The organism is Kribbella sp. NPDC051770, assembly GCF_040681455.1.
GTDB lineage: Bacteria > Actinomycetota > Actinomycetes > Propionibacteriales > Kribbellaceae > Kribbella.
This window is the reverse complement of the sequence record NZ_JBFAYT010000003.1, coordinates 398881-412992: the sequence shown is the minus strand read 5'-3', so window position 1 is coordinate 412992 and position 14112 is coordinate 398881. Positions and strand designations below refer to the sequence as shown.

The window sequence follows — 14112 nt, the reverse complement described above, 5'->3', positions numbered from 1 at the left end:
GCGCTCCTCATCCGCCGAGTTCGACGTGCTCGAGGACGCCGAGGGCGTCCGGGACCAGCACCGCGGCGGAGTAGTAGGTACTGACCAGGTACGACGTGACGGCCTTCTCGTCGATCCCCATGAACCGGGCGTTCAGCCCCGGCTCGACCTCGTCCGGGATCCCGGTCTGGCGCAGCCCGATCACGCCCTCGTCCTCGAGCCCGGTCCGCATCACCAGCACCGACGTGGTGTTGTCGGAGTGGATCGGGATCTTGTTGCAGGGCAGGATCGGAACCCCGCGCCAGGACTGGACGCGGTGGCCGTCGACGAGCTGGCTCTCCGGGTAGACGCCGGCCTTGGTGCACTCACGGCCGAACGCGGCGATCGCCCGCGGGTGCGCGATCAGCGCGCGCGGCTTGCGGCGCCGGGTCAGCAGCTCGTCGAAGTCGTCCGGCGTCGGCGGACCGCTGCGCGGGTACAGGCACTGCTTGAAGTCCACGTTGTGCAGCAGTCCGAAGTCGCGGTTGTTGATCAGCTCGTGCTCCTGGCGCTCGCGCAGCGCCTCGATGGTCAGCCGGAGCTGCTGCTCGGTCTGGTTCATCGGGTGGTTGTAGAGGTCGGAGACGCGGGTGTGCACCCGCAGGATCGTCTGCGCGACGCTCAGCTCGTACTCGCGCGGCGCCGGGTCGTAGTCCACGAAGGTCCCCGGCAGGTCGTCCTCCAGGGCGTGTCCCGCGGAGAGCGCGATCTCGGCCTCTCCGTTCTTGTTCTGCGGCTGCCGCGGCCGGGACCGGATCTCGTCCAGGTACGTCCGCAACGTCTCGGAGCGGTCCTTGAGGTCGTCGAGCGACTGCCTGGTGAGCCGCAGCACCGTGCACCGGGTCGTCGTCCGGGCGGTGAACTCCCAGATGCTCTCCGGCGGGTCGAGGAACAGCTGCTCGCCCAAGTAGTCGCCGTCGGCCGCCGTCCCCAGGTCGGTGCCGTCGCCGTACCGGCCGACGCCGACCTTGCTGATCTTGCCGTGGGCAACCAGCAGCACGTCGTCGATCCGGCTGCCGAACTCGGTCAGTGCGTAGCCCGGCTCGTACTCCTCCAGCCCGAACCGGTTCGCCAGCTCCTGCAGGAGATCCGCGTCGTCCAGCTCACGCAGCGGCGGGAGCTCGGTCAGCTCCTGCGGGATCACCCGGACGTCGGCACCGGCGACGGAGAAGCTCAGCCGCCCGTCGCCGACCGCGAAGCTGGTCCGGCGGTTCACCCGGTAGGCGCCGCCCTTGGTCTCCACCCAGGGCAGCACCCGGAGCAGCCAGCGCGGCGAGATGCCCTGCATCTGCGGGACGGACTTGGTCGTGCTGGCCAGCTGCCGCGCCGCCGCGGTGCCCAGGCTGAGCTGCGGCTTGGTCTCGGTCTCGGATGTCGTCACAGTGCACCCTCCAGTCGCTTCTCACTCGCCGGGCGCGGGATCCGCACCGCCGACGTCCCCAGCCCGGGCGTGCCGCCCAGCAGCTTCCGGGGGATGTGCAGTTGCTCGGCTTCGTCGTACCGGCCGCAGCCCTGGTGCCAGACGAGAATCCCGGACATCCAGTTCTGCAGCTCCTCGGCGTACCCGGTGAGCACCCGGCGGGCGTCGTCGTCCAGGTCGTAGTCGTCGAACAGCACCGGCAGGTCGACCGCGACCAGCTGCTCGAACTGCTTCATCCGCGCCTCCATCAGCGCGGCCACCGTCGCGAACGCGGTCGGCAGGTCGCAGTCCAGGAAGTTCCGGACCACCAGGACGCCGTTGTGCAGCTCGCCCTCGTACTGGGTCTCCTTGCGGTACGAGAACACGTCGTTCAGCAGGCAGGCGTAGTCGGCGGCCGCGTTCTCCAGGGCCCGGATCGGCCGGGTCCGGTAGATCCGCGGCGGAACCGTCCGGCCGTGCCCGATCCGGCACAGGCTCATCGTCAGGTCGGACCCGAAGGTGCGCCGGCGCATCTCCAGGTAGTCGACCGGGTCGGGGATCCGGTGCTGGGTCTGGTTCGCCAGCTCCCACAGCCAGCTGTCGGTCATCGAGTCGATCCCGGCCTTGAACGCCGTCCGCGCCTCGGGCGTCATCGGCCCGGCGGTCCGCGTCCAGAGATCCGAGAGAGCGCGCTCCAGCCCGTTCGCGGGAGCGATCCCGCCGGCCGCTCCCGCACCGGCCTCCCCGGAGACGTCCAGCGGCATCAGCCGCGACAACCGCTGGTTCTGCGCCTTCGCACCGGCCAGATCGCGCGTTCTTCCGAAGACCACCGGGTAGTAGTCGTCGGCGTACGTCCCCCAGGCCAGCCACTGAGTGGAGATGTCGAGCGCGTCCGGCTCGGCGTCGGGATGGATGCCGGCGGCACACAACGCGAGGTCCGCGATCTCCAGCAGGTGCCGGTCCCAGACCAGCCCGTCGGTGATCCCGATCCGCTCGCCCCACTCCAGGACGTTGGCGCGGGCCCGGCCGAGGTGCGGGCTGAGCTTCGCGTCGTACGGCATGTAGAGCTCGGGCAGCTCGTACGGCTCGGCCACGTCGTACGGGCGGTGCGTGTGACTGCGGACCCGGTACGGCGCTGACGAGACCATCGACTGCAGGATCCGGACCGCCGACGTCCCGAGCCCCTTCGGGCCGTCCAGGAACGCGCTCGGCCCGAGCGTCGCCGCCTGACCGCCGTCGTTCATGTACCGGCTCGACCGCAGGTGCCACTCGTGCCCGCCGGACTGCCAGTCCTGCAGGCCTTTCACGTACGCCAGGACGTCGAGCCGGCCCTGCGGACCGACGCCGTGCTCCTCCAGCAACGGCGGCACCTCGGTCAGCGCCGTGTTCTCGAACTGGTGCAGCCGCGAGGTGAGGATGTCGTTCACCAGATCGGCCGCGCGCTGCGGAGAGCACCCGAGAAAGCGCTCCACGACCAGTACGCCGTTGTTCAGCTCGCCCTCGGTCTCCACCTCGCGCTGGTAGGAGAACAGGTCGTTGCGCAGGTGCACCGCGTCGGAGAACGTGTCGCTGAGCACCTTCATCGGCCGCAGGTGCGCGACCTCGTCCGGGACCTCGGCCTCGACGGCGTACTCGACCAGGTTCGCCGACCACGGTGCGCCGCCGACCTTGCGGCGCATCTCGACGTACTCGATCGGGTTGGCCAGCCGGCCGGCGGTGATGTTCGACAGCTCCCACAGCGACTCGGCCAGCAGCGCCTCGGTGGTGTCGACGAACCGGCGCCGCCAGCCCGCCGACATCGACGGGACGGTCCGGTTCCAGAGATCGGCGAGACCGTGCTCCACCGGGTTCTCCGGCGTTTCCGTGATCGGCCCCTCGACCGGCATGAACGCGTTCAGCCGGTCCAGGTAGGCCTTCGCGCCGGCGGTGTCCTGGGTCTTCTTGTACAGCTCCAGGAAGTGGTCGTCGAAGTAGAAGACCCACACGTACCAGTCGGTGACCAGGTCGAGCGCGGCGGCGCTCGCGTCCGGGTGCGTGTACGCGCAGAGCAGGGCGTAGTCGTGGGACTCGAAGTCGTGCAGGTCCCAGATCGCCTTGCCGTCCTGGGGTACGTCGATCATGTCGAAGGCGTACGCCCAGGCACGGCTGTGCTCGCGGGCCTGCTCCAGGTGCGGGTTGAGCCGCGCCGGGTACGGGACGTAGAAGTCGGGAAGCTGGTACGGCTGCTTGCTCTCGGCCCTCGCGGCCGGCGTACTGGTGTGCTGACCCGGTGGTGGGCCGCCCGGCTCGTCTGTCGCGTCCCGCCCGACGTGGGAGACGAGCCGGGCGGCGGCTCCCGGTGGTTTCGGCGCTCTCATCCGGTACTAGCCCTCGCGGCCGATCTCGACACCCTCGAGGATGCCGAGCGCATCCGGCACCAGGACGGCGGCCGAGTAGTAGGCGCTGACCAGGTAGTTGATGATCGCCTTCTCGTTGATGTTCATGAAGCGCACGGACAGCCCCGGCTCGTACTCGTCGGGCAGGCCGGTCTGCTGCAGGCCGACGACGCCCTGGCTGTCCTCCCCCGTGCGCATCAGCATGATCGAGCTGGTCCGGGTCTCGCTGACGCCGATCTTGTTGCACGGGAAGATCGGGACGCCACGCCAGGCCGGCACCCGGTGCCCGCCGAAGTCGACGCTGTCCGGGTAGATCCCGGCCTTGGTGCACTCGCGCCCGAACGCCGCGATCGACCGCGGGTGGGCGAGGAAGAAGGCCGGCTCCTTCCAGACCATGCCGAGCAGCTCGTCCATGTCGCCCGGGGTCGGCGGACCGCTCCGGGTCGGGATCCGCATGCTCAGGTCCGCGTTGTGCAGCAGGCCGAAGTCGCGGTTGTTCACCATCTCGTGCTCCTGGCGCTCGCGGAGCGCCTCGATGGTCAGCCGCAACTGCTGCTCGGTCTGGTCCATCGGGTGGTTGTAGAGATCGGCGACCCGGCTGTGCACGCGGAGCACGGTCTGCGCGACGCTCAGCTCGTACTCGCGCGGCGTCGTCTCGTAGTCGACGTACGTACCGGGCAGGTCGGCTTCACCCTCGTGACCGGCAGAGAGCGCGATCTCGGCCTCTCCGAACTCGTCGGACTCCGGCTGCGGGTTGGCCCGGAACGCCTCGATGTGGGCGCGCAGGCTGTCCGAGCGGCCGACCAGGTCCTCGAAGGAGTCCTGCGACAGCGTCAGCAGCGTGCACGGCGTGATCGCCTTGACGGTGTACTCCCAGTAGTCCTCGGACTCCAGGATCGCCCGGTAGGTGAAGTGGTCGCCGTCGGCCAGCGTCTCCAGCACCGACTCGTCGCCGTACTTGCCGGCGCCGATCTTGTTCACCTTGCCGTGCGCGATCAGGCAGATCCGGTCCGCGGGCCGTCCGCGCTCCACGATCACGTCACCGGGCTGGAACTCCTGCTGCTCGAAGCGATCGGCCAGCGCGGTCAGCACCTCGACGTCGTCGAAGCTGCGTAGCAGCGCCAGCTCGCACAGCTCCTGCGGGATCACCCGGACCTCGGCACCGCTGGTGGTGAAGGTGACCCGGCCGTCGCCGACGGCGTAGCTGAGCCGGCGGTTCACCCGGTACGCGCCGCCGTTCACCTGCACCCAGGGCAGCATCTTCAGCAGCCACCGCGAGGTGATGCCCTGCATCTGCGGCTCGGACTTGGTCGTGGTCGCCAGGTTCCGCGCGGCGGCGGTCCCGAGGCTGAGTTGCGGTCGCTGCGCTTGGGCGTCGGACGACGCCGGTTCGGTCAGGGTCACGCGGAATGCACCACCATTCGGTTCGGACCGCCCGGTCGCAGCACGCAGCGGCCCGGGGACATCCGGGCAGGCGTCAGCGATCGGACGGACGGCTCTTACTCGGGCAGGCAGAAAGGCGTTGTGGGCAGGCAGCAGTCAGTGGTTCGACGGCGAGTGGTCCAGCCGAGCGCCCGCCCAGGCACCGGCGGCAACACCGGTGCGGGACGGAACTGGCCGGCGGACGACTGCTCGGGGCGCCCAGTTCGCCCCACGCTCGGCCAGTCCGGCTGGATACGAACTCACGGTAACCGAGCCCTCACCTCGGGCGTCAAGAGACGCACAGAGTGACGATCTTGCAAAGCCCTGACGACCCCGAATTAATGGCTGCCGCACCCCGACTCAATACGTCTTTCAGATGATCGGGGTCTCCGGTGCGGCCGCCTTCGGCGTGCCCGCTTCCGCCGTACCGGACAGCTCGTCGACCTCGATCCGGCCGGTCCAGCGCTGGTCGGGGTCGGGTTGTGGAATCGAGTCCAGCAACAGCTGCGTGTACGGGTGCGAGGGTTCGTGCATGACGGTGTCGACCGGGCCTCGTTCAACGATCCGGCCACGATTGATCACCATCACCTGGCCGCCGAGGTAGTAGACGGTGGACAGGTCGTGGGTGATGAACAGCGTCGTCATGCCGTGCTCGCGCTGGAAGTCCAGCAGGATGTCGAGGAACAACCGGCGGACCTGGGCGTCGAGCATCGACACCGGTTCGTCGGCGATCACGAAGGCCGGCCGGAGCATGTGGATCCTTGCCAGCATCACCCGTTGCCGCTGGCCACCGGACAGCTGGTGCGGGTAGCGGCCGAGGACACGTTCGGGCTCCAGCTTCACGGCTTCCAGTGACCGCTCGATCAGCTTCAGGCCGTCGGCCTGGGTCTTGGCCAGGCCGAACTTCTTGACCGCCTTCCAGAGCACCCGATCGACGCGGTAGAAGGGGTTGAAGATCGCGTACGGGTCCTGGAAGACCGGTTGCACGTTGCGGCGGTAGTCGTCGTACTCGGTGCGGTCGAGCTTGAAGATGTCCTTGCCGCCGTACTTGACGGTGCCGCTGGTCGGCTTCTGCAGGCCGAGCACGTTGCGCGCGATCGTGGACTTGCCGCTGCCGCTCTGGCCGACCAGGCTGACCACCTGCGGCGGTTCCGGGGAGAGCGTGAAGCTCGCGTCCTCGACCGCGGTCAGGTAACCGCCGGCGGCGCCGCGGGCGTGGAACCGTTGCTGGACGCCACTGAGCTCGATCGTCTTGGTCACGATGCTCTCCTCCCCAGACGCGGGATCGACTCGATCAGCTGCCGGGTGTACTCGTGCTGCGGCCGCTTGTAGACCTGGCGTACGTCGCCGACCTCGACGAGCTTGCCCTCGTACATCACCGCGACCCGGTCGACCAGCTGCGCGTGCACGCCCATGTCGTGCGAGATCACCACGAGCGTGACGCCGAAGTCGCGTTGCAGGTCGACCAGGCTCTGCAGGATCACGCGCTGGATCGTCACGTCGAGCGCCGTGGTCGGTTCGTCGGCGATCACCAGGTCGGGTTCGAGGGCGACGCAGATCGCCATCAGCACTCGCTGTTTCATGCCGCCGGACAGTTCGTGCGGGTACATCCGGGCCACCTCGGGCTCCAGCCCGACTTGCCCGAGCAACCGCGGGATCAGCTCGGAGAGCGTGTTCTTGCGTTCCGGCGCGTGCTCCAGGATGACGTCGCGGAACTGGTCGCCGATCCGCATCACCGGGTTCAGCGAGCTCATCGATCCCTGCGGCAGGTACGAGAGCGCGCTCCAGCGCAGGACCCGGAGCTCCTCGCCGTCGACCTTCAGCAGGTCGACCGGAGAACGCCCGCGGGGACGGAAGATCGCGCTCCCCGCGGTGACCTTGCCCGGTGGTTTCAGCAGCCGCAGCAGGGCGACGGCGAGCGTGCTCTTGCCGCTGCCGGACTCCCCCGCGATACCGAGGATCTCGCCCCGGCGGACGGCGAGGTCGAGACCGGCGACGGCCTTCACCTCGCCCTTGTTCGTGGAGTAGGCGACCTCCAGACCGGAGATGTCCAGGACGATCTCGTCGTCACTCACCGGCCACTCCTCTCAGCCGCGGGTTGTAGACCTCTTCGAGGCCGATGTTGATCATGTTCAGCGCCGCGAACAGCAACGTCAGCAGCACGATCGGGACCACGAACATCGGCCAGGCGCCGAGCGTCAGCGCGCCGGTGTTGATCGCGTTGAAGATGATCTGGCCCAGATCGATGACGCCACCGGGCCCGAGCCCGATCACCTCCAGGCCGACCAGGCCGAAGATCGCGCCGAGGGCCGACGAGGCGAACCCGACCCCGATGAACGGCAGCAGGTTCGGCAGCAGCTCGGTGACGATGATCTCCAGGTCCCGGGCCTTGCTGACCCGGGCCAGGTCGACGTACGGGCGGGAGCGCAGGCTGAGCACCTGGGACCGGATCGTCTTGGCCGCGAACGGCCAGCTGAAGATCGAGATCATCACGCCGACTTGGAACAGGCTGACGTTCTTCGCGTACGCCGAGAGCGCGATCAGCAGCGGGAAGGTCGGGATCACCAGCAGGATCCCGGTGAACGTGGACAGCACGCCGTCCACCCAGCCGCCCTTGTACCCGGCCACGAACGCGACGATCACCCCGACCACGGTCGAGATCACGCCGGCGATCGCGCCGATCTGCAGCGAGACCGAGGTCGCGCTCACCACCATCGCCAGCACGTCCCGGCCGAACTGGTCGGTGCCGAGCAGGTGGTCCGGCCCGGGCACCAGCCACTTCTCGTACGCCGCGAACTCGAGCGGGTCGTCACCGTTGCCGATGGCACCGACGATCAGCGGGCTGAAGACCGCCAGCAGCACCATCGCCGCCAGGATCGCCAGCCCGGTCGCCAGCCGGGGGCTGTGCCGGATCGTGTGTCCGGTCGCGGTCAGTAGTCTCATCGCGATCACTTCCAGTACTTGACGCGAGGATCAAGCAGGGGCAGCAGGAGATCGAGCAGCAGCACGGCGGTCAGCACGGAGAAGATCGCCATGTCGGTGACACCGAGGATGGTGTTGAAGTCGAGCTGCTGGATCGCGGTCACCAGCGTCGTCCCGAGTCCGGGGTAGTTGAACAGCTGCTCGACCAGCACGTTGCCGTTGAAGATGAATCCCAGCGAGATCCCGAACGCGGTGATCTGAGGCAGGTAGCAGTTGCGCAGCGCGTACCGGGTCAGGATCCGCCACGGCTTCAGGCCCTTCGCCTCGGCGTACACCAGGTAGTCCTCGCCGAGCACCGGGACCATCAGCATCCGGGTGGACAGGATCCAGCTGAACGTCCCGATCAGCACGATCGACATCGCCGGCAGGAAGCCGTACTTGAGCACACTGCCGATGAAGTCCGGGCTGAACCCGGGACTGATCGTCGAGTCGTACGCCGATCGCGCGGGCAGCAGCCCGAGCGTGTAGGCGAACACGTAGACCAGGATCAGCGCGACGAAGAAGAACGGGACATGAGAGAGCGCGATCGACAGGTTGGTCAGGATCGTCGAGCTGAGCTTGCCGCGCCGCCAGCCGGCCACGGCGCCGATGACCACGCCGAACACCCAGCTGAGTACTGCGGCGATCCCGAGCAGACCGATTGTCCAGGGCAACGACCTGAGGATCACGTCCTGGGCCGGCGTCGGGTAGTTGATCAGCGACGGTCCCAGGTCGCCGTGCAGGATCAGGTTCTCCATGTACTTCAGGTACTGGCTGAAGATGTTGCCGTCCAGGCCGAACTCGGTCTGGTAGCGCGCGATCACCTCCGCGCTGGCCTGCTGGTTGTACACGTAGTTCTGCTGCAGGGTCTGGATCAGCGTCTGGATCGGGTCGCCCGGGATCAGCCGGAAGAAGAAGAACGCGATCGTCAGTGCGCCCCACAGCTCGACCAGGTAGAGCCCGAACCGGCGGATCGCGTACGCCGCCAGCGGGTGCCGCGCCAGCCAGGCCCGGATCCCGTGGGAGGGAGCGCTCTCCGCGCTCTCCCCCACGGCCTCGGCCGGCGGCGCGGTTGCGGTCACGCCGGTCCCTTCTGACCGGTCGCCTTCAGCTTCCCGAGCACGAAGATGAAGTGCGGCCACCAGTTCAGCGGCACCTGGTACAGGTCCTCGTCGGTCGGCCACCCGGTCCAGAACGTGGTGTTGAAGTACGACGGGTAGCCGGTCTGGATCACCGGCATCAGCGGCAGCTGCTGGAAGTAGATCTCCAGCGCCTGCTCGAGCAGCGGCTTGGCCTCGTCGCTCTTCGGGTCAAGCACGGCGAGCTTGGCCGAGACCGCGTCGAGCGCCGGATCCTTCAGCCGCTGCTTGTTCTTGCCGGCGGCGTTCTTGCCGATCGGCTGCGCCTTGTCGCTGGTCCAGTTCGCGTACAGCTGCTGCGGGTCGAAGGCGAAGCCGTCCCAGTTGGAGTCCAGGTCGTACTCGCCGCGCTCGAACTTCTCGCTGTGCACCGGACCGCTCAGGCTGCGCAGCGTCGCCGGCACGCCGACCTTGGCCAGGTCGGTCTTGATCACGTTCGCGATCGCGTACTCCGGACCGTCGACCGGCGCCGCGGTGATGATCTCGAGGTTGATCTCCTTGCCCTTGTACGTGCGCTTGCCGGCCGCGTTCTTCGGCGCGATCTCGTCCAGCAGCGCGGTCGCCTTGTCCGGGCTGTACTCGAACTTGTACTTCTCGGCCAGCGCGTCGTTCTTCCACGGGTCGTTGCTCGGGTAGTCGGCCCACGGGTAGATCGCGGCCGGCACCTTCACCGGCCAGATCGAGGTGCCGATCTTCTCCCGGTCGATCATGTAGTTGATCGCCTGCCGCATCTTCGGCTCGCCGATCACGCCGCGGGCCGGGTCGCAGTTCGGCCAGATGATCCGCGGGTTCGGGTCGTGGAACTGGGTGGTGACCATCGCCGGGTAGCCGGTGTTGCGCAGCTGCTTGGCGTGCTGCTCGTCGATCGAGCCGACGTCGAACTCGGCGCGCTCGAAGGCCAGCGCCGCCGAGTCCAGCTGCTTGGCCGTGCTCTGGTAGACGATGTACTGCGGCGGCGGGTCGACCTCGTCCTTGGCCCAGTAGTCCGGGTTCTTCTCCCAGACGAACATCCGCTGGCTGCGGATCGTCTGCTTCAGCTTGTACGGGCCGCTGCGGGTCGGCGGGTTCTCCTTGAACTTGGTCGGGTCCTGCCCTTTCCAGACGTGCTCGGGCAGGATCTCCATGATCGGGCTCGCGATCGCCGCGATGAAGTTGTAGTGCATCCGCGGGCCGGGCTTCTTCAGCTTCACCACCGCGGTGTGGTCGTCCGGTACGTCGATCGACTGCACGAACTCGCCCAGGTCACCGCCACCGCCGAACAGGTCCTTGCGGTCCTTCAGCAGCAGCACCGTGAACTTGAAGTCGTTCGCGGTCAGCGGCTTGCCGTCGCTCCACTTCGCCTTCGGCTCGAAGTTCAGCGTCAGCTCGGTGAAGTCGTCGTTGTACTTGTACTCCTTGCACAGCCACGGTTTCAGCTCGCCGCTGGCCAGGTTCAGGTAGAACATCGCCTCCCGGCAGACCGACTCGAAGCCGGCGCCGGACTGCCAGCCGTTCGGGATCATCGTGTTGAAGCTGTCGAACACGTTGTACTCGACCTGGCCGATCACGACCGTCTGGTCGCGCGGCGTCGGGATGTTGGCCTTGCCGATCTGCACCGACTTGGTGGCGGCCGGTTGGTTGGCCGGTTTGTCGGAGTACGAGCCTCCGCCGCCGGAGCAGGCGGCCAGCAGACCGGAGAGCCCGAGCGCCGCACCTCCCCCGACCACGCTGCGCCGACTCAACTGGTGGCGCACAACGGCTTGGACGTCTTCGAACTGCGGGCGGGGTGCGTCGTTCACGATCGGATCTCCTTCGGTCCGAGGGTGGTTCTCGGCCGCGGACGGCGCGGTGGATCGCGCCCGGCCGGTGTGACGTAAGGCGTCTCCGTTTCACTTGCGCTGGCTGCGGGATCACGGATTGAAACGTTTCTCGGACTATAAGTAGCGATGACAACGATGGCAAGACTTTGCTGCCTGGCTTGGAGAATTCGCCGATATCCGCTGCTCAGTCGATATACCAACCTCTGACAACGATGGCTCGCGCTCTGTGATCGTTGGGGTTTTCGTGCTGTCACACGGCGCGTCACACGGTGGCTGCGTCGACTGGCTCCACCAACCACTTCCAGGGGGAGACCACTGATGACCAGCACCACCGTCGATTTCGAGGCGATCAAGGACAAGCAGCGCGCCGGGTGGCAGACCGGGGACTACCCCCGGGTCGGCAACACCCTGCAGATCATCGCCGAGCTGCTCGTCGAGGCGGCCGACGTACGGGCCGGGCAGCGCGCCCTCGACGTCGCCTGCGGCCAGGGCAACGCGGCGCTCGCCGCTGCTCGGCGCTTTGCCGAGGCGACCGGCGTCGACTACGCGACCAACCTGCTCGAGCAGGGCCGTGAGCGCGCGACCGCCGAGCACCTGCCCGTCACCTTCACCGAAGGCGACGCGGAGAACCTGCCGGTACCGGACGCGGCGTACGACCTCGTGCTCAGCACCGTCGGCGTGATGTTCGCGCCGAACCACCAGCGGGCCGCGGACGAGCTCGTCCGGGTGACGAAGCCGGGCGGCAAGATCGCGCTCTCCAACTGGACCCCGACCGGGATGATCGGGCAGATGTTCAAGGTGGTCGGCAAGTGGGCGCCGCCGCCGGCCGGGGTCAAGCCCGCCGTGCTGTGGGGCACCGAGGAGCACCTGAACGAGCTGTTCGGCGACCGGGTCGAGTGGGTCGCGCTGTCGCGGCGGCAGTATGTCTTCCGCTACCACTCGGCCGAGCACTTCTCGGAGTGGTTCCGCGAGTTCTACGGCCCGATCACCAAGCTGGCCTCGACGTTGTCGGAGCCGGACCGCGCGCAGTTCGCGGCGGAACTGGCCGACGTACCGCGGTCGTTCAACCAGGCCGACGACGGGACGATCGCCGCGCACGCGGAGTACCTGGAGGCGGTCGGCGTCCGTCGCTGACAACTGCGGACCTGCTGGTCCACACTGAGGATCGGGGGTGGGACGTATGGAGGGGCAGATCAGGCTGCTGGGCCGGCCGGCGATCTTGTACGACGGAGTCGCCGTGCGGGCGCCGCGGGGGCGGAAGAGTTGGGCGCTGCTCGCCTACGTCCTGCTCGCCGAGCGTCCGCCGTCGCGGAAACGGCTTGCGGAGTTGCTGTTCGCGGATGCCGAGGATCCGCTGGGGGCGCTGCGGTGGACGCTGGCTGAGTTGCGGAGGGCGTTGGCCTTCAATTCTCCAATGCTTTCCGGCGATCCGGTCACGCTTTCGCTCGATGCTGGCCTGAGTGTGGACGTGCTGCAGGTGCTCTCGCTCGCCGAGCCCGCGCAGTTGCTGGAGATCGACGGCGAGCTGCTCGAAGGGGTCGAGCTCGACAGCTGCCCGGACTTCGAGTCCTGGCTGATGGTCGAGCGGCACCGGGTCGCCTCCGCCGTCGAGTCCCGGCTGCGGGAAGCCGCCGTCGGGCTCGTCGCGGCGGGGCGGGCACGGGACGCGATCCCCTTCGCCAGCAGGGCCGTCGCGGCCAACCCGCTCGAACAAGGCAACCACGAACTCCTCGTCCGCAGCCTCGCGGTCGCGGGCGATCGGCCGGCGGCTCTGCGGCAGGTCGCGGTCTGCGAGGACATGCTGCGACGCGAGCTGGGTGTCGAGGCGTCGGCCACGCTGCGCCAGGCATCGACCGTCGATCGCGGCCCGACGCTGAGTGCGGTCGGCAGCCGGGCGAGTGCGTTGAGCGCCTTCGAAGCCGGCCGCGCGGCGGTTGCCGCGGGGGTTGTCGAGTCGGGGCTGGAGTGCCTTCGGAGAGCGGTCTCCGAGGCCGCGCGCTGCGGCGACACGGAGCTGCAAGGTCGCGCTCTCGTCGCTCTCGGCGGCGCTCTCGTGCACGCCGTACGGGGACGCGACGAGGAGGGCGCGATCACGTTGCAGGAGGCGGTTCTCGTCGCCGAGCGCGCTGGTGATCGCGCGACGGTTGTGACGGCGTACCGGCAGCTGGGGTTCGTCGAGGTCCAGGCCGGGCGGCGTACGACGACCGAGGCGTGGCTCGCGCGGGCGTCTGCTCTCGCGGAGAGCGACGAGGAGAACGCGGCGATTCTCGGCGTACGGGGGATGAACGCGTCGGACCTCGGCGACTATCCGGCCGCGCTGCGGCATCTGGGCGACTCGGTCGAGCTGGCCGCGCGCTGCGGTGATGCGCGGCAGCAGGCGTGGTCGCTGTCGATTCTCGGGCGGGCGCACTTACTGCGTGGGGGCTACAGCCAGGCGCGGGCGGTCGTTGCCGAGTCGCTGGATCTCGTGCGGCAGCAGCGGTGGGTCGCGTTCCTGCCTTGGCCGCAGGCTTTGCTGGCGGAGCTGGATCTGTACGCCGGGGAGGTTGATGCCGCGGCGGACGGGTTCGAGCAGGCTTGGGCGTTGGGGTGCCAGGTCAGCGATCCTTGCTGGGAAGGGATCGCGGCCCGGGGGCTCGGGTTGCTGGCTTCTGCGCGGGGGGACTATCCGGGCGTTGTGCACTGGTTCGATCAGGCCGCGCTGCGGTCGAGTCGCGAGCCGGACCGGTATCAGTGGATCCATGGGCATGTGCTCGATGCTGCGGCTCAGACTGCTCTGGATCATGGGGATGTGGAGCGGTCGCGGTCATTTGCGACCCAGCTCGTCGGGCTGGCGGCGCGGTGCGACATGCGCGAACTGCTCGTCCGCGGGAACCTGCATCTCGGCCGGGTGGGTGACACCCAGGCGGTCAGCTCGGCGCGACTGATCGCGGCCGACATCGAGAACCCGCTGCTGCAGGGGCTCTTCGATTCCTTCTCTTCTTGATTGGACTTGCTCT

At 68.3% G+C, this 14112-nt stretch carries 10 protein-coding genes; 2 read left to right on the top strand and 8 right to left on the bottom strand.

Features of this window, described 5'->3' with window-relative positions; genetic code table 11:
* Positions 1-7 precede the first annotated feature (7 nt).
* From AB0M01_RS13295 to AB0M01_RS13260, 8 genes are all read right to left on the bottom strand, one after another.
* Positions 8-1399 carry a family 2B encapsulin nanocompartment shell protein gene (locus AB0M01_RS13295; protein ID WP_363668856.1) on the bottom strand — a complete coding sequence of 464 codons (1392 nt, stop codon included), beginning with the start codon at positions 1397-1399 and terminating at the stop codon, positions 8-10.
* Entirely contained in the window at positions 1396-3774 is a 2379-nt protein-coding gene (locus AB0M01_RS13290; protein ID WP_363668854.1) for a germacradienol/geosmin synthase, read from the bottom strand. Before AB0M01_RS13290 ends, AB0M01_RS13295 begins: the two co-directional genes overlap by 4 nt.
* 6 nt (positions 3775-3780) lie before the next feature.
* Entirely contained in the window at positions 3781-5196 is a 1416-nt protein-coding gene (locus AB0M01_RS13285) for a family 2B encapsulin nanocompartment shell protein (protein WP_363668852.1), read from the bottom strand.
* Between the two features lie 390 nt (positions 5197-5586).
* Positions 5587-6474 (bottom strand): ABC transporter ATP-binding protein, encoded by an 888-nt coding sequence (locus tag AB0M01_RS13280; protein ID WP_363668850.1) that lies wholly within the window; start codon positions 6472-6474, stop codon positions 5587-5589.
* Entirely contained in the window at positions 6471-7289 is an 819-nt protein-coding gene (locus AB0M01_RS13275) for an ABC transporter ATP-binding protein (RefSeq protein WP_363668847.1), read from the bottom strand. Before AB0M01_RS13275 ends, AB0M01_RS13280 begins: the two co-directional genes overlap by 4 nt.
* A complete protein-coding gene (locus AB0M01_RS13270; protein WP_363668845.1) occupies positions 7282-8157 on the bottom strand; it encodes an ABC transporter permease in 876 nt (291 codons plus the stop codon). The genes AB0M01_RS13275 and AB0M01_RS13270 overlap by 8 nt, the downstream gene beginning before the upstream one ends.
* A 5-nt stretch (positions 8158-8162) precedes the next feature.
* Positions 8163-9257, bottom strand: coding sequence for an ABC transporter permease (locus AB0M01_RS13265; protein WP_363668843.1), 1095 nt, complete (start codon positions 9255-9257; stop codon positions 8163-8165).
* Complete coding sequence (locus tag AB0M01_RS13260; protein ID WP_363668841.1) at positions 9254-11092, bottom strand: ABC transporter substrate-binding protein; 1839 nt, start codon at positions 11090-11092, stop codon at positions 9254-9256. The genes AB0M01_RS13265 and AB0M01_RS13260 overlap by 4 nt, the downstream gene beginning before the upstream one ends.
* A 339-nt stretch (positions 11093-11431) precedes the next feature.
* On the opposite strand from AB0M01_RS13260, the gene AB0M01_RS13255 reads away from it, so the two are divergent.
* Positions 11432-12247 carry a class I SAM-dependent methyltransferase gene (locus tag AB0M01_RS13255; RefSeq protein WP_363668839.1) on the top strand — a complete coding sequence of 272 codons (816 nt, stop codon included), beginning with the start codon at positions 11432-11434 and terminating at the stop codon, positions 12245-12247.
* A 46-nt stretch (positions 12248-12293) separates the two neighbouring features.
* Positions 12294-14099, top strand: coding sequence for a tetratricopeptide repeat protein (locus AB0M01_RS13250; protein ID WP_363669460.1), 1806 nt, complete (start codon positions 12294-12296; stop codon positions 14097-14099).
* Positions 14100-14112 lie beyond the last annotated feature (13 nt).